Origin of the sequence: Pseudothermotoga elfii DSM 9442 = NBRC 107921, from assembly GCF_000504085.1 — a bacterium.
Taxonomy (GTDB): Bacteria; Thermotogota; Thermotogae; order Thermotogales; family DSM-5069; genus Pseudothermotoga_B; species Pseudothermotoga_B elfii.
Genome location: NC_022792.1, coordinates 774,165 through 796,519, shown reverse-complemented (window position 1 = coordinate 796,519; position 22,355 = coordinate 774,165). Strand labels below are relative to the sequence as shown.

Annotated in this window: 21 protein-coding genes; 3 read left to right on the top strand and 18 right to left on the bottom strand. The window is 38.1% G+C overall.

What is annotated here, in order from left to right; all coding sequences use genetic code 11:
- Positions 1 to 4: 4 nt before the first annotated feature.
- The 17 genes from TEL01S_RS10685 to TEL01S_RS03850 all read right to left on the bottom strand — a co-directional run bounded on the left by TEL01S_RS10685 (position 5) and on the right by TEL01S_RS03850 (position 17,062).
- Positions 5 to 583, bottom strand: coding sequence for a CPBP family intramembrane glutamic endopeptidase (locus TEL01S_RS10685; protein WP_012002835.1), 579 nt, complete (start codon positions 581 to 583; stop codon positions 5 to 7).
- A gap of 115 nt (positions 584 to 698) precedes the next feature.
- Positions 699 to 962, bottom strand: coding sequence for a 30S ribosomal protein S20 (gene rpsT / locus TEL01S_RS03925; protein ID WP_012002834.1), 264 nt, complete (start codon positions 960 to 962; stop codon positions 699 to 701).
- 16 nt (positions 963 to 978) lie between these two features.
- Positions 979 to 2,169 carry a methionine adenosyltransferase gene (gene metK, locus TEL01S_RS03920; protein ID WP_012002833.1) on the bottom strand — a complete coding sequence of 397 codons (1,191 nt, stop codon included), beginning with the start codon at positions 2,167 to 2,169 and terminating at the stop codon, positions 979 to 981.
- A complete protein-coding gene (locus TEL01S_RS03915) occupies positions 2,166 to 2,507 on the bottom strand; it encodes a hypothetical protein (protein WP_012002832.1) in 342 nt (113 codons plus the stop codon). Before TEL01S_RS03915 ends, metK begins: the two co-directional genes overlap by 4 nt.
- Before the next feature lie 6 nt (positions 2,508 to 2,513).
- Positions 2,514 to 3,491: a M23 family metallopeptidase gene (locus TEL01S_RS03910; protein WP_012002831.1), complete on the bottom strand. Its 978-nt coding sequence runs from the start codon at positions 3,489 to 3,491 to the stop codon at positions 2,514 to 2,516.
- Positions 3,492 to 3,495: 4 nt separating this feature from the next.
- Positions 3,496 to 4,746, bottom strand: coding sequence for a GTPase HflX (hflX, locus tag TEL01S_RS03905; RefSeq protein WP_012002830.1), 1,251 nt, complete (start codon positions 4,744 to 4,746; stop codon positions 3,496 to 3,498).
- A complete protein-coding gene (gene hfq, locus TEL01S_RS03900; protein WP_012002829.1) occupies positions 4,724 to 4,999 on the bottom strand; it encodes an RNA chaperone Hfq in 276 nt (91 codons plus the stop codon). Before hfq ends, hflX begins: the two co-directional genes overlap by 23 nt.
- Entirely contained in the window at positions 4,992 to 5,936 is a 945-nt protein-coding gene (gene miaA, locus TEL01S_RS03895; RefSeq protein WP_012002828.1) for a tRNA (adenosine(37)-N6)-dimethylallyltransferase MiaA, read from the bottom strand. The genes hfq and miaA overlap by 8 nt, the downstream gene beginning before the upstream one ends.
- Positions 5,933 to 6,703, bottom strand: coding sequence for a class I SAM-dependent methyltransferase (locus tag TEL01S_RS03890; protein ID WP_028843316.1), 771 nt, complete (start codon positions 6,701 to 6,703; stop codon positions 5,933 to 5,935). Before TEL01S_RS03890 ends, miaA begins: the two co-directional genes overlap by 4 nt.
- Positions 6,700 to 6,900 carry a hypothetical protein gene (locus TEL01S_RS03885; RefSeq protein WP_028843317.1) on the bottom strand — a complete coding sequence of 67 codons (201 nt, stop codon included), beginning with the start codon at positions 6,898 to 6,900 and terminating at the stop codon, positions 6,700 to 6,702. Before TEL01S_RS03885 ends, TEL01S_RS03890 begins: the two co-directional genes overlap by 4 nt.
- Before the next feature lie 51 nt (positions 6,901 to 6,951).
- On the bottom strand, positions 6,952 to 9,192 hold the full coding sequence (locus tag TEL01S_RS10830) for a carbohydrate ABC transporter permease (RefSeq protein ID WP_232504372.1): 2,241 nt from the start codon (positions 9,190 to 9,192) through the stop codon (positions 6,952 to 6,954).
- A gap of 11 nt (positions 9,193 to 9,203) precedes the next feature.
- Positions 9,204 to 10,454 carry a carbohydrate ABC transporter permease gene (locus TEL01S_RS03875; RefSeq protein ID WP_012002824.1) on the bottom strand — a complete coding sequence of 417 codons (1,251 nt, stop codon included), beginning with the start codon at positions 10,452 to 10,454 and terminating at the stop codon, positions 9,204 to 9,206.
- 19 nt (positions 10,455 to 10,473) lie between these two features.
- Complete coding sequence (gene hslU, locus TEL01S_RS03870) at positions 10,474 to 11,862, bottom strand: ATP-dependent protease ATPase subunit HslU (RefSeq protein ID WP_012002823.1); 1,389 nt, start codon at positions 11,860 to 11,862, stop codon at positions 10,474 to 10,476.
- Positions 11,863 to 11,876: 14 nt separating this feature from the next.
- A complete protein-coding gene (gene hslV / locus TEL01S_RS03865) occupies positions 11,877 to 12,407 on the bottom strand; it encodes an ATP-dependent protease subunit HslV (RefSeq protein ID WP_012002822.1) in 531 nt (176 codons plus the stop codon).
- Positions 12,408 to 12,412: 5 nt separating this feature from the next.
- On the bottom strand, positions 12,413 to 15,499 hold the full coding sequence (locus tag TEL01S_RS03860; protein ID WP_051366166.1) for an O-antigen ligase family protein: 3,087 nt from the start codon (positions 15,497 to 15,499) through the stop codon (positions 12,413 to 12,415).
- Complete coding sequence (locus TEL01S_RS03855) at positions 15,486 to 16,394, bottom strand: glycosyltransferase family 4 protein (protein ID WP_012002820.1); 909 nt, start codon at positions 16,392 to 16,394, stop codon at positions 15,486 to 15,488. The genes TEL01S_RS03860 and TEL01S_RS03855 overlap by 14 nt, the downstream gene beginning before the upstream one ends.
- Positions 16,391 to 17,062, bottom strand: coding sequence for a DUF554 domain-containing protein (locus tag TEL01S_RS03850; RefSeq protein ID WP_228369046.1), 672 nt, complete (start codon positions 17,060 to 17,062; stop codon positions 16,391 to 16,393). Before TEL01S_RS03850 ends, TEL01S_RS03855 begins: the two co-directional genes overlap by 4 nt.
- A 55-nt stretch (positions 17,063 to 17,117) precedes the next feature.
- Here TEL01S_RS03850 and TEL01S_RS03845 point away from each other — a divergent pair, with 55 nt between their 5' ends.
- A complete protein-coding gene (locus tag TEL01S_RS03845) occupies positions 17,118 to 17,885 on the top strand; it encodes a type III pantothenate kinase (RefSeq protein WP_028843319.1) in 768 nt (255 codons plus the stop codon).
- Positions 17,867 to 19,195 (top strand): B12-binding domain-containing radical SAM protein, encoded by a 1,329-nt coding sequence (locus TEL01S_RS03840; protein ID WP_012002817.1) that lies wholly within the window; start codon positions 17,867 to 17,869, stop codon positions 19,193 to 19,195. The genes TEL01S_RS03845 and TEL01S_RS03840 overlap by 19 nt, the downstream gene beginning before the upstream one ends.
- On the opposite strand, the gene TEL01S_RS03835 is transcribed toward TEL01S_RS03840, so the two are convergent.
- Complete coding sequence (locus tag TEL01S_RS03835) at positions 19,196 to 20,203, bottom strand: SIS domain-containing protein (RefSeq protein WP_012002816.1); 1,008 nt, start codon at positions 20,201 to 20,203, stop codon at positions 19,196 to 19,198. It abuts the gene before it with no gap.
- A gap of 127 nt (positions 20,204 to 20,330) precedes the next feature.
- On the opposite strand from TEL01S_RS03835, the gene infB reads away from it, so the two are divergent.
- A complete protein-coding gene (gene infB, locus TEL01S_RS03830) occupies positions 20,331 to 22,355 on the top strand; it encodes a translation initiation factor IF-2 (protein WP_012002815.1) in 2,025 nt (674 codons plus the stop codon).

The following is a 22,355-nucleotide window of genomic DNA, read 5'->3' as shown; positions in this document are numbered from 1 at the left end:
CCTTTCAAACGAAAACTGAAGCAACGAGCGCTACCGTATTATTTAGACAGTGTATCACAATTGAAGGTAGCAGTGAACCTGAAAGCTCTTTGACAAAGCTTAGAATAATCGCTGTAACAAAAATCTGTGGAAATACCGACAGCGAATGAAACAGGCAAAAGATCAATGCTGTTAATACAATGGTGAAATTCGCGTTGAATTTTTTTCTCAGCATTCCCTGAATATAGCCTCGAAAAGCCATTTCTTCAGCAACAGGACCTATTAACGTAATGATCAGTATTGTTACAATATCGAGCTGGCTGAATTGATTTACCACACTTGGCGCAGGAAATATCGTATTAACTATCATTAAAAGTCCATACATCAACAGCAAAAATAAAAAGCTCTTTAATACCCATTTTCTGTTGATGGTAAACAGAGATGGGATCTTTTCGCCGTTTAAAGCAGCAAGATAGAGACTCAATAGAAACAATGCAACATACCATGCTGCAACAAACCACATCTTTGCTATATAATAGGCTATCACTGGACCAGACAAAAGCATTGATAAAAACACCACAAATCCGATCCACGGATTCTTCATAAAATCATACTCCTCAATATAATTTTATCACGACAAGAAAATCCAGCACTTGAAAAATCAGTGCTGGAACATCAAGGAAAAATTTTTTAAATCTTTCTTGTCATTCTTAGCGAGTTCACGCTTTCGCTACTTTCATCAAGCGTGATTTTCTGCGAGCTGCTTGATTTTTATGAATGACGCCCTTGGAAGCGGCTTTATCGATGGCTGCTATAGCTTGCTTCAGTAATTCCTCAATCTTCTCACTTGATTCTTTAGTCTGTACTGCTGCAAGAACCTTCTTTATAGCATTCTTCATCCTGGTTTTATATGCCCTATTCTTTTCTCTCCTTAAAAAAGATTGTCTGACTCTCTTTTCAGCCGATTTATTCTTTTTTTCCACCTTAACGCCTCCTTTTTTAGATATTAAATGCGCGTTTCAACTCTTCAACAGCATCGAGAGATTCCCAGGTAAAATCAGGATCATTTCTGCCGAAATGGCCATAAGCAGCTGTCTTTTTGTATATAGGCCTCTGCAAGTTCAATTTATTGATAATCGCCAGCGGGCGAAAATCAAACAGCTGTATTATCACATCTTTCAATTTTTCTTCGTCAACCTTAGATGTAGAAAAGGTGTCTATCATTAATGATACAGGTCTGGCTTTACCGATAGCGTATGCTACCTGAATCATAAATCTGTCCGCAAGCCCCGCAGCAACAACATTCTTTGCGACGTACCGTGCCATATAGTGGGCAGATCTGTCAACTTTCGTCGGATCTTTTCCACTGAAGGCCCCTCCGCCATGAGGTACCCATCCACCGTATGTATCAACTATAATTTTTCTACCTGTCAAACCGGTATCCGCCGATGGGCCTCCCAGAACAAATCTGCCAGTTGGATTAACTAATATTTTGATATTATCAGACCAGTATTGTTCGGGAATAGTCGGCTTGATAACATGTTCCAGCAGTACTTCTTTTAATTCGTTTATAGTCACATTTGGATCATGCTGAGCAGAGATAAGGATGGTATCAATTCTCATCGGTTTACCGTCATCGCTATATTCAACTGTCACCTGAGTCTTTCCATCGGGTCTTAAAAAAGGTACAATTTTTTCCTTTCTAACCTTTGACAATCTCATCGCAAGTTGGTGAGCGAGAACTATCGGCAGAGGCATAAATTCAGGCGTTTCATTGGTAGCGTATCCAAACATCATACCCTGGTCGCCAGCCCCTATTTTATCAAACTCGTCTCCATCGTCATTTTTTTCTTTTGCTTCCAACGCTTTGTTAACACCAAGAGCTATATCAGGCGATTGACTGTGTATTGATGTTACAACTCCGCAAGTTTCACCATCAAAGCCATATTTTGCGCGTGTGTAACCTATATCCAGAATCGTTCTCCTGACAATATCCTGTATATCCACATAAGCTTCCGTGGTTACTTCTCCAGCAACAACAGCCAGCCCTGTTGTAACAAGAGTCTCAACAGCAACCCGTGCATCGGGATCCTGTTCAATCAGCGCGTCAAGAATAGCATCTGAGATCTGATCTGCCACTTTATCCGGATGTCCCTCTGTTACACTCTCACTTGTAAAGAGTCTTTTCATTTCTCATCCTCCTTTTTTTGAACTGACTCATATTCTTCTTTTGTGATAAATTTTCCTCCCTCAAGAGTAACCGTTCTAAGTTTATAACTAGAACTCATGGTAGCAATAAGATGAATCTTATTAGGGCATTTGGAACCAACATAAATTTTGTCAACTTTATATGGAGTTGAAGGATTATCATAATCAATTATGAAATCATAACCAGCCCTCAAATGACTTCTGAAATACTCACCACACTTTTCACATTTGAAATAAATCACGAATAAATTCCCTTCTTTATAAAACGGATTTGTCAACAGATCCTGTTCACTTTTTTTCTTTTTTTTGAAAAACCACACTTTTCTCTACCTTCTTTCGAGAAAGAATCTAACCTCAAATTCTTCGTTCCAGAAATCAGTGCAGATTATTCTCACAAGTATTTTTGATGGTAATTTACCTATCTCGGCGTAGTTATCAACCTTTATAACATTGCCCCACTGGTCTGGATAAAGTTTGTACCACGCATCGTAATTATATCCATCCGCTACAGAATCGTTCGTATAAACACTCCAGACGTTGTTAAATTCATCTATTGGTATTTCACTAAAATCAATATGATACACGAGATTTTCATTCAAATACATCTTTAAACTCTTCAAACCGATTACGTTTTTGTTAATTTCAGTTACTGCATTGATGCTTATTTTTGGAAAATCTCCTTTAAAAGGATAAACCTCATCTTCTCTATAGGAATATTTTTCTGAATTAATTACAAGTGATTTTACAATGAATCTGGCTTCTTTTGGTTTTAGGATATTCAAAAATTGCGATGGATCATAGCAAATGGTTTCATCAATATTTCTTATTTCGAAATGACAGTGAGGTTGAGCTGCTTCACCAGTTTGACCGGAGTATCCAACGGGCTCTCCTGCTTTGAAGAAAAATGTTCTTTCTGGAAATTTTACAACTATTCGCTTTCTTCCAAATTCAGACACAACAGAATCGATGATCAGCTTCAATTTCTCTGAAAATTCGCTCAGATGCGCATAAAGTGTTTTGTAACCATCGTCGTGGTAAAGCACAACCACATTACCATATATGTCGTCCTCGTCAATTTCCACTCTGACGAGCCACCCATCTTCAGCTGCTAAAATAGGAACACCACTCCTCATACCAGTTGATAGATCGATTCCCATATGAAAGTGAGGACCACGATTTCCAGTGCCCCGAAACTCACCAAAGCTTGATGTAAGCAATGGAGTCGTACTTACTGGAAAAGAGAATGTCGCACAGATCACAATAGTTGATATCATCGCTACCAGTAAAACCAGGTACCTTTTCACCGATTCATCCCTCCTGCGTACTATGCTGTCTCAGGCGCTCTAAAACACTTGAACGCGCTTTTATCCTGACAATCACCTGATTGTCTCTGAATATCTGTTCTTTAACAACTATTTTTTCTCTTTCTTTCAGGACCCATGACATGTCCTGCAATTTGAAGGTAAGTAGAGCCTCTTTTTCTGATTTTTCCAGCTCTTTATCAATACAGCTCAGAAGCTCACGAATGCCGTCAGCTTTTACTGCACTTATCAAGATAGCCCCTGGATAGGACTGCAAAATTTTTATTCGTTGAGAATAAGGTATCAAATCAACCTTGTTGAAAACTAAAAGACGTGGTATTTCATCTGCACCAAGCTCATAGACAACTGAAAGAGAAGTGTCAAGTTTTTCCTGAAAGTTTTCATCTGACAGGTCAACTACTAAAAGTATCAAATCAGAAAACAGAATTTCCTCTAAGGTGGACTTGAATGCCTCAATAATTGTGTGAGGTACATTTTTAATAAATCCCACTGTATCTTTAAAAAGCGCCACTCTTCCGCTGGGAAGCTTTACTCTTCTGACAACCGGAGAAAGTGTGCTGAAAAGCTGATTTGCAATTAAAATATCACTTCCACTTATTATTTTTATCAAACTTGATTTTCCGGCATTCGTGTAACCTACGACAGACACCATTGGCAATTCACTGTTTAGCCTCATTTTTCTCTGCTGTGTTCTGTCTTTTGCAAGTTCTGAAAGTTGTCGTTTGATAGCAACGATCCTTTCGCGTATCTTGCGACGTTTTTCTTCTATTTTCTGTTCTCCAGGCCCTCTTGTACCAGTTCCACCACCCAGTCTCGATAACCATTTTCCCTGTCCAATTAACCTTGGCAACTCATACTTCAACTTCGCGAACTCAACCTGCAACTTTCCTTCCTCTGTTGTGGCGTGCTGAGCGAATATGTCAAGTATAACCTGTGTTCTGTCCTTGATCACTACACTGAGCTTTTTTTCAAGATTTTTTGCCTGAACCGGTGTTAATTCATCATCGACAACGACCATGTGCGCACCAGAAAAATCTATCAATTCTAACAATTTTCCGATCTTTCCTTCCCCAACGTAATATCTTGAATCAGGTCTTTCTCTTTTCTGGTAGAGAACTTCGACAGTGTCGATATTTAATGTACGCAACAACTGTTGAATTTCTTCAACAGAAGAATAATCACCTTTTATTGTAATAACAATAGCTCTCATCAACTCATTGCGTTTTATTTGTTGCACTCTCCGTTTGACCTTCCTGCTCTTCTTCTTCTTTCTTCACCAATCTAACAAAGCTGGACGGCATGATCGTACTGATTGCATGCTTGTAAATCAAATTTTGCTGATTCTCGCTTTCCAGCAAAATAGTGTAGCTGTCAAAAGATCGGATAATACCCTTAGTTTGAAATCCGTTCACGAGGTATACCTTAACCTCAATTTTTCCAGTTCTCAACATGTTCAAAAACCTATCCTGAAGATTGAACTTCTCAGTCATAACTAAACCCCCCATCGTAAAAGGAATCGTGCTGGAAATCCTGTAGCACGATCCTCGATATTGTGTTCACGGCGTCTCTGTACGAACTTGATGAAAGATCTATAACAATCGCGTCTTTATACCTTCTAAACCAGATCACCTGTCGCCTTGCAAAGTGCCTGGTATTTTTTTTCACAAGTTCGACAGTTGATTCAAAATTTAATTTACCCTCCAGATGTGCTATACTTTCCTGATATCCTATTGTCCGCAAAGCATTAAGATTTTTTGAATATCCTCTTTTCATAAGATCTTTTACTTCATCAAGAAGCCCTGCTTGAAACATTTCATTAACTCTCAAATTGATTCTATCATAAAGCTCTTCTCTATCACGATGCAAAATAATTACGGTGAATCTACCAACTGGTTTCACTTTTTTTCGGAGTTCAGAGGGCTTTTCTTTGCTTTTAATCCAGATTTCCAGAGCTCTTACAGTTCTCTTCAAATCATTTTTATGAATCCTATCAGCAAGCTCTGGATCAATTCGTTCAAGCATAGATCTTAAAACACCTGGGCACTGAGTTTCTTTTTGAAGAAGTTGTTTTCTCAGTTCTTCATCCCTCGAAACACCTTCAAAGATTCCTCTTACAAGACTATCTATATAAAGTCCCGTTCCTCCAGCAAACAAAGGAATCTTACCACGTTTTACAATATCTTGAATAGCCCTAATCGCATCCAGTCTGAATTGATACACACTGTAATATTCATCTGGATCAACTATGTCAATCAAATGATGTCTTACTATCTTTCTCTGGCTCAAAGTCGGTTTCCCAGTGCCTATATCCATATATCTGTACAATTGCCTTGAATCTATCGAAACGATTTCTGCGTTCAATTTGCAACAGATTGCAATCGACAAATCTGTTTTCCCAACAGCCGTTGGCCCTGTAATAATAATCACTTTTTATAGATCACCCCATAAAACACACAGCTTTTCCGGCTACCTGTTATCGAATCCACTTTTATACGTTCAAACAAGCTATCCTTCGCGTGTGCTTTCAAAACAAGTTTTTTTCGCGCCACTCTCAACATTTCATTTACGTCATTCTGATCAATCGTATCATATAATGCAAACGGCCTCAAGGGATTCATAGATGAAGATTCATATACTGGGTTCTCAAACATAGGGTCACAGTAAACAATATCATAAGAATTATCCGGAAGAGATCTTATGAATTGTTTAAAATCAGCGTGAATCAATTCTATTTTTTTCATAGCGGCATTTATCCACGGTAAATTTGATTTATAATTCGACAACCCATCTCTGACAATAACGTAAATTGGAAGAGATCCCTCGACTCCAACGATTTTTCCTGATTCTAAAAACGCTGCCATTAGAATGGCCTCTGTTGCAAGACCAAGAGTTGTATCAAGTACCAGTTCGTTGCCTTTTAGGTCTAAAGATTCTATGAGATGATCTTTCAAGCCTCTCTGCAGATTTTTCATTCTCACCTTTGCCATTGAAGGGTGAAAAAACAACTGACCATCTTTCCATCTTACCACTATACGATCTTTTTCCACGACATAACAATAATCATTTTGAATAAATAGCTCGAGATTTGAACAATGCTTTCTGGAAATATAGGTGATATTTAAATCGTTTGAAAGAGCCTTCGCTCTGTCAATCTGCTCATCCACTGGATCGTGAGAAGTTGTGATAAAAATCATTTTTCTTTCGTTTCTCCCTCCATTTTCGATATCAACTCTCTATTAAGTCTGTACAACTCCTCCAGCCGTTGAGAAAGATTTTCATGCTGGCGAGAAAGATGAATATTCTCCTGAACAGTTTTTGTGTAATGCACATAGGAAGTCCAGAAAAATATCGACAGAGCACATAATGTGCATAAAATTGCTGCTATAAACATACTGGGTTTTCCCCTCTTTTTCTTACGGTTCATTTTCACGCCTATCATTCCCTATTTCAAGCCAGTTCTCGCAATTCCACGAATAAAATATTTCTGGGTGAATAGAAATAGTACAATCACAGGCAATATTGAAAACGTTGCTGCTGCCATAAGTTGATTATAAATTGTTCCGACGTCAGAGCTGAATGTTTGAAGACCAACCGGTAATGTCCTAAATTTGTCTTTGTTTGTAACTATTAAGACCCACAAGAAAGCATTCCAGCTTCCAACAAATTTCAGCAGGGCGCTTGTTATGACCACCGGTTTTGATATCGGTACAACAACTGTCCAGAGAAACCTAAAATGTGAACACCCATCAATTTTGGCGGCATCTTGCAGTTCTCTGGGCAAAGTTAGGAAATGTTGGCGCATAAGAAATATAGCAAACACACTTACAACCCATGGTATTATTAACGCATAATAAGTATCTATCCACCCAAGCTTGGATATTGTTATGAAATTTGGAACTAATAGAACTTCCCCCGGGATCATCATCGTGCCAAGGAAAAGAGCGAAAATCAAGTTTTTACCGGGAAAATTCATCAAAGCGAAAGCATATGCGGCCATGGCAGCAATTATAACTTCCAGAATAGTTGTCACTGTAGATACAAAGGCCGTATTTATATAGTACACGCCAAAAGGTGCACTTTTCCACGCGGTGACATAATTATGGAATATATTTGCAAGCATCTCTGCAAAGGAAAAATTCACCCGCAAGGTATAATTATCGTCTTCAAGATAAACAGGATGTACATTGTTCAGTTCTATTTCAATGGTCTGGTTCTGTTTTAATCTGACATTTTTCACAAAATCTGGTGCTTGTAAAAGTTTCATTGAATTCTGAACCTGAGAATAAATTTTTCTGAGTTTGGCTATCTGTTGAACATTATCGTACAAAATAACTGCCATTTTCCAGAAAACATCTTTTGAAATCACTTTTGAGAGGTTCCCGAGTTTTTCCAAGGCAATCTGAGCGGTTTGATTCAAACTCAGATCTTCAAAAAATTCCAGCATTTTCTCATAAGATTCAAATTGATCCAGCGATGATATTTTCATATCCGACAGAATTCCGCTTAATGAGGAAAGTACCTGCTTTAACTGCTGAATGTAAACTCTAATATTTTCTATCGGCAGACTTTTAAACTCTTCATATAGCCGCTCATCAAGAAGCTTTTCTACATTTTCCGGGAGTGATTCAGTTGATTGATTCATCTGAAATTGTATAATCTTCTCAACATCGGCCGAAAAATGTTCCATAGACAAATATTCTTTGAGTAGCTGATCTTTTTCTTTCTTGCTCAGAAAACTGAACACAATCTGTCTGGTATCTGCTTTCTGGATTTGAACAGATTTAAAATATTCTCTGACAAATGTGTACACTTCTATAAGATTCAATAAATCTTCAACTGGTGAAATAACCCTTGCCTTGTACAACCGCATAAGAGCATTATCTTTTAAATTTTCAAATAATTCGTTTGATTGTAAAATGTTCAAAGTATTTTTTAAAGATTTATCTATCATGCTTATTTCGTCAGTCTGAAGAATCGCAACTGATCCTTTTTTCAATATCGAAAGTTCTGAAAGTCTTTCATTGAGCAGTTTTTTTCCATCAGAGATCATTTCTATATACTCCTGTTTGTATTCTTCTGGCAATCTATTAGAATATCTTTCAAATGTCTCTGCTTGATTCAGGGATGTTTCTATCGTTTTTTCCAGTTGAGAAATATAATTTCTCCTGTCGAGGATTGCTTCTGAGCCATAAAGATACATAGCAAAGAAATTGGAGAAAAATTCTTCAGCATTCTTTGATGAACTAATCAATTTCCCAATCTGTTCTGGAAGATCTCTCTGAAGAAGTCTTTGAGAAAACTCTTTAAACTGTGAATCATCAAGTTTTCCCGCAAGATAGCTAAAGTTATCAGATAATGAGAGAACCATTGTCCCACGATAAACTGGATCATCGTCTATCTGAATTGACAAAATATTTCCAGATTCTTCTGTTCTGCTAAGAACCAGAGCTTCTCTCAACGTTAAACCTTTCCAATCAATTCCTCCTGCTGAGCTTCGAGACAATTTCACTTTAACATCCCACGTTCTGGAAAAATTCTTGGAGGTCCACTTTGGTGGCCAGGTTTCAACCTCACTTCTTGTTTTAAAAGAAGTGGAAACCATCCATGCAAAGGGCAAAAGCATCAAAGCCGCCCCGGCTGTAATGAGCAAATAAACAAACAGTGAGAAGATCGTCTTTCTCACAATTTTTCACCTCAAGAAGCGTACTCGACAGTCTTTTTACCCACTAAAAATTGTACAGCGGTAAAAATCAATATTATACCAAACAGTATGTACGCTGCCGCACAGGCAATACCCATTCTTTGCTGGACATAAAATCTATCGAAAACATAGTAAACCATGGTCATACCACTGTTGTTATATGGTCCGGGCAATCCACTGTAGAGAACGTAAACCTCTGTGAATACTTTGAAAGAACTTATAAGTGAAACTATCAGTAAAAAAAACGTCGTGGGAGTTAAAAGTGGCCACGTTATGTGAAGAAATTTTTGCCACGCTGTGGCTCCATCAACTTCAGCAGCCTCATAGTAAGATTTATCAATGTTTTGCAATCCTGCGAGTAATATGATGGCATCATACCCAACAGTCTTCCAAATAGATACGATTGCAATTGTCGGGATTGTCCATCTTTCATCTTTGAGCCATGCAATTCTCTCTACATTCAAAAAAGACAGCATATAATTAAGTAATCCATACGCATCATCAAAAATCCATCTCCAAACAAGTGAGATAGCCACTGCAGAGGTTACAAAGGGAATGAAGTAAGCTGTTCTAAAAAAAGCCCTGAACTTTATATTGCTATTCAGAAGTAGTGCTATAACAAGTGCAAGTGCTATAGTGATAGGAACGCTGAGCAAGACATAATACGCCGTGTTATAAACAGCTTTAATGAAAAGATTTCTATCACGTGCTTCAAGAAACAAATCCAGCACAGTATATGATCTTTTATCAAAAATAATCAGGAATATAAAAGCAACCAACGATAAAGAGAAAATTTTTCCTAAGAAAATCTTTATAGACCGGTAAGTTTTCAAAATCAGGTATGTCATCGTCGCTACCAAACTGCACAAAAGCAGGGTAAAAAAAGTCCTGTTCTGAAGTAATACCATCAGGGAGACTGAAATAGCTATACTCACAAAACCCATTTTCTTTTTCTTAAAAACCGCATACATTGAAAAAACTATGGAAAAACACACGAAGAATAGTACAATCGATGTAAGCAAAGAGCTTGCAAATTCATGCGTAAGAGGACTCTGAAAACGAAATATCTCTCCATAATTTTCCAGACCAGCAAAAGCCGGGTTTTTCATATTCTTAAAATCCCAGCGAAAGAAGCTTAAAACAAATGAAAATCCTACTGGCCAGAATACAAACATGCCCAGTATGACAAATGATGGTACCAGAAAAAGATAAGCAAGCAATGCTTCTCTCGTCTTGCTTTTCATTTTCCACGCTCCTTAAATTTCACAGTATATAGGAGCTAACATCTTCATCTGATATGATATTCTCAAGTTTTCCCATCACATATTTTGCATCTATGATTATTTTCTTCTCCTGGACATCCGGTGCTTCAAAAGATATCTCCTCAAGAACTTTTTCAACAACAGTGTAAAGCCTTCGTGCCCCTATGTTTTCAAGTCTCTGGTTTAATTCATACGCTATTTTTGCCATTTCTTCAATACCATCCTCGGTGAAAATCAACTCAATCCCTTCCGTTGATAGTAAAGCTTGATATTGCTTCGTTATAGCATTTTCTGGTTCGACGAGTATTCTCACGAAATCTTTTCTTGTCAGCGAGGACAGCTCAACTCTTATGGGAAAACGTCCCTGAAGCTCTGGAATAAGGTCTGAGGGCCTGCTCATATGAAAAGCACCAGAGCCAATAAAAAGTATGTAATCTGTTCTAACTGGACCATATTTGGTCATTATTGTTGTACCTTCTACAATGGGGAGAAGATCTCTTTGAACACCCTGACGGGAAACATCCGGTCCCGAACCTGAAGATTTTACAGCTATTTTATCAAGCTCATCTATGAAGATGATACCTCTGTTCTGGGCTCTTTCCAGAGCTTCTTGCGTTGCTTTATCCATATCGATCAATTTTTCCGACTCAATCGGCAGAAGGGTTCTGCGAGCCTCAGAAACTGTCATTCGCTTCTTCTGCCTTGTTTTTGGCATAAGACTTCCCAGCATACTTCCAAGATCTATTCCAAGGTCTTCCAGTTCTCCCTGACCGAGTGCACCAATAAACGGGGATATTTCTTTTTCTATTTCTATTTCTATCATTTCATTTTCTAATTCTCCATTTCTCAATTTCTGCCTGATTTCTTCTCGTTTTTGTCTGAGCGATCTTCTCTCTTCAGGCGATGGCTGCTGCTGCTGAGAGGCTGTGAATAAACCCATAAAGCTTATGTTCTGTGGTTTCCGAGATTCTGGAATCAATGCATCGAGTATCCTTTCTTCAACCATTTGCTCTGCTTTATCTTTGACTTGTTCCATTCTTTCTTTCTTAACCATATTGACACTTATTTCAACCAGATCTCTAACCATAGAATCCACATTTTTTCCAACATAACCTACCTCTGTGAATCTGGTGGCTTCCACTTTTAGAAATGGCGAACCCGAAAGCTGAGCTAATCGGCGAGCTATCTCAGTTTTTCCAACTCCGGTAGGACCTATCATTAAAATATTTTTGGGTAATACTTCTTTTTGCCAGATATCTGGTAATTTTTGCCTGCGTATTCTGTTCCTTATAGCTATCGCCACTGCCTTCTTCGCCTGATACTGCCCAATTATATATTTGTCGAGCTCCCGAACAATTTCTTTCGGCGTCAAGTTGTCAAAGTTTGTCACATATCTCACTCCTTTTAAATCTCTTCGATGGTTATATTTCCATTTGTGTATATACATATTTCACTGGCTATCTGCATCGATTTTTCAACTATTTCTCTGGCATCGAGATCTGTGTTTCTAATTAAAGCTCGCGCAGCAGCTATTGCATACGGAGCTCCCGAACCAATTGCAGCAACATTATCATCAGGTTGAACCACTTCACCGGTTCCGGATATTATCAGAACATTATCCCTATCTGCCACAAGTAAAAGTGCTTCCAGTCTTCTCAAAACTCGATCGGTTCTCCAGTCCTTCGCAAGTTCTACGGCTGCTTTCGTAAGATTTCCTCCCCACTCTTTTAATTTTGATTCAAATCTATCGAAAAGCGCCATTGCATCAGCGACAGATCCCGCAAAGCCCGCCAGCACCTGTCCATCTCCTATCTTTCTTATTTTTCTTGCACCGTGCTTCATAACAGTATTACCATAAGTAACTTGACCGTCACCAGCCATTACTGTCTTACCATTTCTACTAACAACAAGAACTGTTGTACTTTTCCATTCCATGACTCTCACCTCCTAATCGCATAATCACTCTGTTTTGAAGACAAGATGCTGTAAAATGCGATAAAGCGAGACTCTCTTTCCCAGAGCAAAATTGAATATGGTAGAGAAGATACGCTTGAGGATATCTTCTGGAAAACCTGGATAGCCGTATTATCATCACTTGTAACTGACGAAATTAGTTTCTGCAACTCTCCACTCAAAACGTTCGCAATATTTCTGCTGAGAACAAATTTTTCATTCCAGTTATTTTCCTTTATTGCAACATCAAGCTCATTATTAATTATATCTTTCCAATTAATATTTTTCAAATAGCTTTGAATCTGCTGCGCATAATCTTCCACTATTTTTTCAACTATTTCGACCTTTTCCACATCCATTCCTTTTTCAATCAAAGCGATTGAAAGATTACTGGAGATTTTATCCATGTACTCTGAAACCGCCTTTCCGATATCAAGACTTTCTATATGCTTAGAGATTCTTTCATAAGCAGGTGTATAAATTTCAAGCATCTTTCTGTAAATTTGCTTTGCTCTTTCAGGATCAAAATCTTCAAATTTTTCTGCCGCTATCAACAAAAACTCGGATGCGCCATCTGGCACACCCCACACGTTCTTTGAAGCCATTCCCTCACACGCCTGCGCCTCTTTTTCCGCAAGATACTCAAGTAATGATAAGATCGTTTCGTCAGTAACTTCGGCAGATGAAGCTGCAAGTGTTGCCAGCAATCTGTATATATCCTCGCCGGATATCGCTTTTGCAAGGTCTACGTTTTTCCAGTCGGGGAATCTGTTCCATCCTCCAGGTAATCTATCAACAGTCATTTTCGCATATTTGACAAATTCTGTGAGGTACAGGTCTCGAATGTTCTGCAGATTCTTTAATGTTTTTCCAATCAAAATGTCATCTGAATAACTCTTCAATTGGTCAATAAGCCTGTCAATTTTTGAGAATAACGACTGATATCTCGATGCCAGAGCTTTATATGTATTTCTTTCATTGAAAGAAAGTAATGAAGTTTTGAAAAGTGCACATGAATCTAAAATAGCTTGAAGTGAAGCCACATCACCTGCAGAAATCAAATCTTGTCTCTTTTCGAGAAGTTCGCTCAAGAAAAGCAAGTCTGATGCTTTGTACTGATTTGCAATGGCAGACTGAAAATCGTCGTATTCTTGCCTCAAAGGTGAGAAATCCCCGGATTTTAAAGCACTTTCAAGCTTTTCTATTCTTAAAGGTCTCAAACAAAGCGAGGCAAGGTAAAAATGGGCTTTCCCATAAGTGTGGTTTATCCTCAGAGCAGTTGTCAGATTTTTCTGAGCTTTTTCAGAGTAAGATATTTCAAGCCTATCCAGAGTCTTCAAATTATTTTGAATAGCAGACAGGTTCTTTGTCAAATTATTCTTTATCGAAGCTATCTGGTTTATTCTTTGTTTTTCCGCTTCGATTCCTGACAGATTTGATTTGTAATTTTCTGCTCTGAGATAGCTAAATTCACCTGTTAAATTTTCGAGTTTCTCGAGTTTTTGTAGATAAAACTGCTCATATTGCTGCAAGCGACTTTTTTCGCTGGTTACAGAAAGTAAAGCAGAATAATTGCTGTTACCATTTTTGAAATAGACTTCACTTATAAAATAATTCCACTTCAAAAAAGTTGAAGAAATAGTTATTAAAAGAACAAATATCGAGAAAATCGCGAGCTTTGATCTTCCAACCTCTATATCAATTGCAAGAAATCTCCTGCCGTTGAAATATGTTCCGACGGCTGTGGAAGCCAGAAAAAGAGCAAGTAGCGAGTTGGGCAAGAGATGACCTGGAAAGCTAAAGAAACTCTGAACCATAAAAGCAATAAATCCACAAGCAATCGTAAGGAACAAAAGTAGATCATCTTTTCTCTCCACTGTTTTTAGATATTTAAACGCGTAGATTATCAAAATCAGCATGAGCAGCAGTACACTAATTAATCCAAAGATACCAGTTTCACCCAGCACCTGAAGGTAATCATTGTGCGTCCTTTTAAAATTGTTCCAGCCGTAGAGAAGTTCCGGGCGATCTTCCATGACATCTTGCAAAATATCAATGGCCTTAATCTGATATGTACCAATACCTGTACCGATCAGTTTGTTTTCTTTCCATTGATATATTGCTCCGAGCCACGCCAATAAACGCTCATCAATGCTCGATACACTTGTCATCGCCGAAAATCTGCTTGTGACTGAAACTTTTCCACCACCAGTTAAAGGATTATCGGTGTTGTAAATTACCATTATCACAGCCACACCAAAGATCAGGATGGTAATCAGAAGCTTTTTCAGATTTTTCCAGTTATGAACGTCATCATCCGTTTTTGTCTTTCTGGAATATACAAAATACAAAATTGCAAAGACGGCTACTGAAAAAATCATTGATATATACTCAGACCTTGTTTGGCTGATCACAACTGTTGTTAAGAATAGCCAGAAAGCTACCATTGAAAAAATTTTGACAAATAGAAATCCTTTGCGAGAAAGATTTTTCCAGCCATAATTGTCACTCAGCAGGAAATACAGGCAGGAAACAAGAAGCATAGTCATATAATTTGCCACAAAAATAGTATTCCCTATAGTACTCTTTATGGCAGCTCTGGAAAATGGCTCACCAACTACCCCAAGGAAAATACTCCTGCCAGTATAGAAATTCAAAATAGCATCAATTGCGACAACAACCCCTGTTGCGATAAAAGTCAAAAACAATCTTGTAATTGACTCTTTGCTTTTAAACCTGTTTGATATGTACAACGAAATTAATACTGATAGTACAACAAACAACGCAATATCTATGGAATATCTGAAGTAAAATCTGTTGTATCTGTAGACAGAAATTGTTGAAAGTATTGAAGATAGGGAGAAAAGGAACCAGAACAAATGTGAAAACGAGAAATATAACTTCAATTGCTTTTCTTTCCACCATCTGAAAATTAACCCGATCGAGAGAATCAGTACCATTGTGGTGAGAACAGCATATTTTGGCACACTAAATTCATAGGTCACAAATTTGTTGGCAAATAGGGCTGTAATGATAACTGTAACATGCAGAAAAATTTCCTCAATCTTTCCCATGAGTTGTTCCTCCTCTATTATCGTAAACAAACATTCCCAGAGACAAGACTACCACAATTGAAGCGAGTAATACTAAGAAAAGAGAGTAAAAATATTTCATAATTGAAAAACAAAATGAAATCATTACCACAAAAAACAGTGTTTTTCTCTTCTTTGCTGTTTCGCTCCCGTGAACCCTTCGGTATACCTTGTCATAGATATGATCTCTATCGCCAAGAAATGGTGAAACTCGGGCTGCCAATCTCCGCACAATACCACTGAGGATATCTATGAAAATCACCCAGAACGGCAGAAAGGCTTTCAAATCGACAGAATTTTCCATACCAAGAAAAATTTCGTATGCAACTATGCAACCTATTAGATAACTACCGGCATCGCCCATAAATACCTTAGCTGGTGGAAAATTAAACCCAAGATATCCAATCAATGCACCTATCAATGCCCACTCTAAGGAGCTTTTGTTAACAAAAATTAGCCCAGCAATCACAACAGAAGCACAGATCCCATCCATACCATCTATCATATTAACAGCGTTTACCGTAATAACAAATAAAACTGTATAGAAAAGCATTTGGAATAAATTTGCTGAAAAAATTTGACTGATGAGTAAACCTAACAAACATTCAGCTACAAAGCGAACATACCATGGTATTTGTTTTATATCGTCAATCAAACCTATCAAAAAAATCAATGTCATAACGACAAAAAGGTACCATTCTTTCACGAAAAAGATCACTGCAACATAAATAGCCACGCCACCGAGATATGGTATTGCTCTACTATGTGTCTTTAATTTTCCATCTGGTGTATCCACTATATTCAACTTCTTTGCTATGATAGATAGCAGAGGAAGCAAAGCAACTGACAGAGCAAAAGAGATCACCAGGGATATCATTTCATGAACATTCCCACTATAAAATCTATGATCGGTGCGAATATCAAAGCAGGCAGAAAATTCCCAACTTTTATTTCTTTTAACTCTAAAAGTCTTATCCCTATCGCCACTACTATCAACCCACCTGCCCCTGTAAAGTTAGACAGGTAATTCTGATCAGTTAAAAATACCAGATGTGATGATGCCATCACAAGCAACCCCTGGACTACTAACACAGCGATAGAACTGCTGAGAACACTGATGCCGTATATAGATGCAAGGATTATAGAAGATATAAAATCAAGAACCGATTTCGTATAGATTAGTGTGCCATCACCAACCAGTCCGGCTCTTATCGAACCAACCACAGTCATTGGACCAACCAAAAACAGAGTTGTAGCTGCAACAAATCCACTGGTAAAACGATGGGAATCTTTCGAAAATTTCCCTACAGCACCAATTATATCTTCTATGCGCAAAAATTCACCCACAACAGCTCCGAATGCAAGTGCAAGCAAAACTATTATAAAATTTGATGTTTCCAAAGCCATCTGAATTCCTATACCTATAGTAGTTAGGCCTACAGCCTGAAAGAGAATCCTTCTTATCCCGGCGGATATGGATTTTCCCAAAAAAATACCGATAACCGACCCCGATGCAACGGAAATCGCATTTACAAAAACCGATATGTGTATACCTTCACCTCCCTTTAAGGTTTATTATATTATTTTGGAGGTGGCTTTGTTGCTTCTTTTATTTGACGTGGGAAATACTCACACAGTTGCTGGATTTACTGAAAATGGGACGGATTTCTTAAAATGGAGACTTTCGACTCACAGATTTGAGACAGAAGACGAATTGTTCGTAATTCTAAAAACGCTCCTTGAAAACCACGATATAAAGTCAAAACAGATTAGATCAGTTGTTATAGCATCGGTCGTACCATCTGTGAACTACATATTTCAACGATTTTCCGAAAAATATCTTCAAGCGAGGTATTTTTGGCTTGAGGCAACTGACGGGTTAGATATTAAATGGAACGTAAAGAATCCATCAGAAATAGGCGCAGATAGAGTTGCAAATGTTCTTGGAGCGAGTTTGACTTGCGATGATGCAATCATCCTGGATGCGGGGACTGCTATAACTATTGATGTTTTGAAAAACAAATCTTATGAAGGCGGTGCGATATTACCTGGATTAATGACAGCAGCCTATTCTTTGTTTGAAAAAACAGCAAAATTACCGCAAGTTGACCTGCATGTACCTGTTAACTGTGTTGGTAAAGATACTCCAGACAATATAAGAATAGGAATCGTGAAAGGAACAGCTTACGCTTTGAATGGTTTGGTAAGTGATGTGAAAAAATACTTCAATATGAACCCTAAAATTTTTCTAACAGGCGGTCAGAGCAAAGTCATAGAAAAACTGGTTCGTCACGATATCAAAGATCCGGACCTAACTTTAAAGGGTATGTATGTTTACTGGAGGAGAAAATGCGTGTCCTGCTTATAAATCCATGGATCCACGATTTTGCGGCATATGATTTCTGGTTAAAACCAATCGGTTTACTTTATGTTGGAGCCGCTCTGAAGCAAATTGGCATTGATGTATATTTGATAGATCTTCTCAACAGGCACGACCCTGATTTGAGCAAGTTCATTTCTCAAAAACCCGACAAAAAGTTCGGAACAGGAAAGTTTCACTCTGAACAAATCGATAAACCACTTTTGCTGAAAAATATTCCGCGCAAATACAAAAGATACGGTGCTCCTGTGGAATATTTTCTCTGCAAACTTGAAGAAATAGGCAGAGTGGATGCTATTTTCGTTACGTCATCGTTGACTTACTGGTGGCCGGGTGTTGCCGAAACCATAAAATATATAAAACAAATTTTTCCGAAAACTCCGGTAGTACTTGGAGGGCTTTATGCCAGATTATACACTGACCACGCTAAAAAGAATACCAACGCAGATTTTATTTTTGACAAAGATCTTTCGAACCTTCCACATCTGATTAATCAACTGTTTGGAAAAACTATCGGTGTTTCTATGAAAAAATGGTTTGAAGAACTCGATCCAGCATACGAGCTTTATAAAAAAGTTGGATATTTAGTTTTTCTTACTTCTCTTGGATGCCCGTATTCCTGTACTTATTGTATTTCATCAAAATTGTGGAAAAAATTTGTTCAAAGGGACCCTCAAAAAGTGGTTGCTGCAATAAAAAGATACGTAGATCTTTTCCAGGTAAAAAACATCGTTTTCTTTGACGATGCAATCCTAATCAACAAAGAAAGACACTTCATGAAATTACTCAAATTGCTTATAAAGGAACAATTAAAGGTTAATTATCATCTCCCCAACGGTCTTCATGCACGATTACTCGATGAAGAAACCGCGAAATTGATGAAGGAAGCAGGATTCAAAACTATTAAACTCGGGTATGAGACAAGTGGAAATTTGCAAAAAGAAACAGGTGGAAAGGTTTATGATGAGGAACTTGTAAGAGCAGCAGAGATACTGCTGAAAGCCGGTTTCACAAAAGAGGATGTCCAGGCATACATTATGGTGAATATGCCAGATCAAAAAGAAGACGATGTATTAAAAGCTATAGAGATTTGCAAGCAGGTCGGAATATCTGTCTCAATTAACGAATATACACCAATATATGGTTCGCTTGACTGGTTCAAACTCGTTGATCAGGGAGCCATAGATGAAAAAATAGACCCTGTAATGTTGAACAACACAGTGCTACCTTACTGGTTCAAAAATAATATGGACTTCCAGGCCGTTCAACGCCTGAAAGCCCTTGCACACAGTAATTAATTATTCTTTTTTGGTTACCTTTGAGGCTATCAACCCCACTCCTGGTTCATAACCTTTCGCAATTGATATCTCATTGGCGACTTTTTGAAAAATAGCCATAACTGGAATACAGGAAAGTTCTTCAATCAAGCCGTCTGGCGTTGAAATTGTTCGCTGGAATGAAACATTTTCATCAGTTATACACCAGACCTTTTGATAAAATGAGAGATCACCTATCAAATCAAAAGTGAGCTTTGACGTTCTTCCGTGCTGTGCAACCACAGTTATTAAAGGATCTGTTACGAGCAATTCCATAGGCCCATGCCTGAAGCCAGCCCCACTGTAAACAACGCTGCTGACCTTTGCAATTTCAGCCAGAGTTAGTTGAGCCATTTTCAACACAGGAACTGCAAAACCACGGCCAACGAGTATGACACTCTTACTGTCTAACATATCCTTGGCGTACAGGCTAACATCAATTTCAAGAGCTTTACTCAAAGCTTCTGGCAATTTTTCGAAAGGTAGTTCGTCACCAGTCCACGTTTCAGCTATCAATAAAAGAGTTACAATAGTATTAATAAAGGTTTTTGAAGACCCCATTGCCCTTTCATGGCCGGCATAAATTGGAAACAGTCTTGATGCTTCAAAAGCACTGGCATTGAAACTATTTTCGTTGTTTGTGACAAGAACACATCTATTAAGTTTGTCGTTAAAGAGATCTACAAATCTTGTCAATTCAGCAGTTTCTCCCGATTGGCTGATCAGAAAAATCGTGTCAAAAAATTCGAGTAAATCTGGATTGGCATACCATATGAACTCGGACAATTCAACTGAAACAGCGTTGATTCCTTTCAAGCGAAGATATACTGTTGCATAAATGGAAGCATAATGAGAAGCTCCCATACCAAGAAAAAGGATATTTTCATGTGTTAATCTACCAGCTTTGGATCTAATTTCTTTCTTCTTTGAAAGGAGATCCTTAATTGCCTCTGGCTGTTCAAACATGTCTTTTAGAAAGATCGATTCCATTCTTTAAAAGCCCCCTTCAATAATTTCGCTTTTATTTATAACACGAAAATTTAAAAACTCTTCAGACAAAAGGCAAACAAATTGTGTAAAATACATATGAAGGAACAGAGAAAAGGAGTGTGAAATTGTGCCCAGATTAAGAGTATACGAGCTAGCCAAAAAACTTAATATGTCTACAAAAGATTTGTTGCAGGAACTTGAAGAACTTGGTCTGAATGTCAAAAATCACATGAGTTATATAGATGAAGAAACAGTTGGTTTGCTACTCGAAATATTTGAAGAGGAAGAAGAAACGGCTGCAAAGGCAAAAGCGGCAAAGCCAAAAAAGGAAAAAGAAGAATTAGAGGAGATTTTCCAGGAAGTTGTTTTGAAGCCCGAAGATCTGCAACTTAACACACTTGCCGTTAAAATAGGGGTTCCGTTGAACAGGATCATACAGGATATGTTTGTTAAGGGTATAGTACTTAAACCAACGCAGCAGATAGACGAAAAAACCGCGAAAGATATAGCAAAAATATATGGTTACCGTGCAAAATTCTACCAACCTGAAGAAGAAATCAGCGAATTGGAAACTATAGAAAATGAACTTGAAAGATTAGAAAAATATTTCGAAACATTGTACGAAACCCACAAAGATGAGCTATCCATAAGACCTCCCGTAGTAACTGTTATGGGGCACGTCGACCATGGCAAAACCACACTCCTTGATAAAATCAGAAGGACAAGAGTTGCAGAAAAAGAGGTCGGAGGTATCACCCAATCAATAGGTGCTTACCAGGTGGTTCACAAAGGAAAAAAGATTACTTTTATAGATACACCCGGCCATGAACTGTTCACAGAAATGAGAGCAAAAGGAGCTCAAGCCACGGATATAGTTGTCCTTGTTGTAGCAGCAGACGACGGTGTCATGCCGCAAACAATAGAGGCTTATAATCACGCCAAAGTTGCGAATGTTCCTGTTATTGTAGCAATAAACAAAATCGATAAACCAAATGCAAACATCGAAGCGACCAAAAGACAACTGGTAGACAAACTAAATATCATCCCTGAAGATTGGGGAGGAGATACGATTACTGTTCCCATATCAGCCCGAACAGGCCATGGAATCGATGAACTTCTGGAGATGATATTGCTCGTTGCAGAATTAAGAGAAATCAAATGTTACCCGAAAGGACCTGCTCGTTGTGTAATCATTGAATCAAAGCTCGATAGATCTCTCGGACCTGTCGCAAATGTCATAGTAAAGGATGGAGAATTGAGAGTTGGCGATTATTTAGTGGCAGGTCCAACGTATTGCAAAGTCAGGATTTTAATAGATGATAAGGGAAAGTCAATTAAAATAGCAGAACCATCTCAACCAGTTATGATAGTTGGCTTCGAGGAAGTCCCGGATATCCGCTATTCTATATATGCGGTCGAAAGTCTCGAAAGTGCCCGTACAGTTACTCAGCAACTTAAAGAAAGGCTTGAGAGAGATAAAATGGCAAAACGAAGGGTTCGACTGGAAGAATTACTGAAGATGATGGAAGAATCAGAAAAAAAAGAACTCAATCTGGTTCTGAAAGCAGATACCTTTGGATCTCTAAGTGCAGTTCAAAACGCCATAGCTTCACTGAAAAGCGAAGAAATAAAAATCAATATTGTTCATTCCGGAGTTGGAACAGTGAATAATAGCGATGTAATGCTGGCATCTGCGAGCAATGGAATCATAGTCGGTTTTAGAGTAAAGGTAGATGCTCAGGCGAGAAAAACAGCAGAAAATGAAGGTATACAGATCAAAACATATGAAATAATCTACGACTTACTTGACAACATGAAATTAGCACTTGAAGGCATGCTCAAACCTGAAACAGTTGAAGAACTCGTTGGTAGAGGAGAGATCAGAAAAATCTTTGACATAAAGAAAGTCGGCAAAATAGCGGGAGTTCAGCTTCTTGAAGGTCATGTTTCTAAGGATTGCATAGTCAAAGTTTATAGAAATGGCACGTTTCTTTTCAGTGATCAAATAGATAGTCTGAAGCACTACAAGGAAGACGTGGATAAAGTCAGCGCGCCACAGGAATGTGGTCTAAAGCTCAAATCAAATGAAGATCTTAGAGAAAACGATGAACTGGAGTTTTACGAACAGCACCAGGTTCAAAAAAAATTGTGA

Bases quoted from the DNA above. Each gene is read 5' to 3' on its own strand.
- hfq (WP_012002829.1), bottom strand. From the start codon at position 4,999: ATGACTGAGAAGTTCAATCTTCAGGATAGGTTTTTGAACATGTTGAGA.
- TEL01S_RS03885 (WP_028843317.1), bottom strand. From the start codon at position 6,900: ATGTTTATAGCAGCAATTTTATGCACATTATGTGCTCTGTCGATATTT.
- TEL01S_RS03835 (WP_012002816.1), bottom strand. From the start codon at position 20,203: ATGGAATCGATCTTTCTAAAAGACATGTTTGAACAGCCAGAGGCAATT.
- TEL01S_RS03840 (WP_012002817.1), top strand. From the start codon at position 17,867: ATGCGTGTCCTGCTTATAAATCCATGGATCCACGATTTTGCGGCATAT.
- TEL01S_RS03890 (WP_028843316.1), bottom strand. From the start codon at position 6,703: ATGATTTTTATCACAACTTCTCACGATCCAGTGGATGAGCAGATTGAC.
- metK (WP_012002833.1), bottom strand. From the start codon at position 2,169: ATGAAAAGACTCTTTACAAGTGAGAGTGTAACAGAGGGACATCCGGAT.
- hslV (WP_012002822.1), bottom strand. From the start codon at position 12,407: ATGGAATGGAAAAGTACAACAGTTCTTGTTGTTAGTAGAAATGGTAAG.
- TEL01S_RS03875 (WP_012002824.1), bottom strand. From the start codon at position 10,454: ATGAAAAGCAAGACGAGAGAAGCATTGCTTGCTTATCTTTTTCTGGTA.
- TEL01S_RS03860 (WP_051366166.1), bottom strand. From the start codon at position 15,499: ATGGGAAAGATTGAGGAAATTTTTCTGCATGTTACAGTTATCATTACA.
- TEL01S_RS03855 (WP_012002820.1), bottom strand. From the start codon at position 16,394: ATGATATCCCTGGTGATCTCTTTTGCTCTGTCAGTTGCTTTGCTTCCT.
- TEL01S_RS10685 (WP_012002835.1), bottom strand. From the start codon at position 583: ATGAAGAATCCGTGGATCGGATTTGTGGTGTTTTTATCAATGCTTTTG.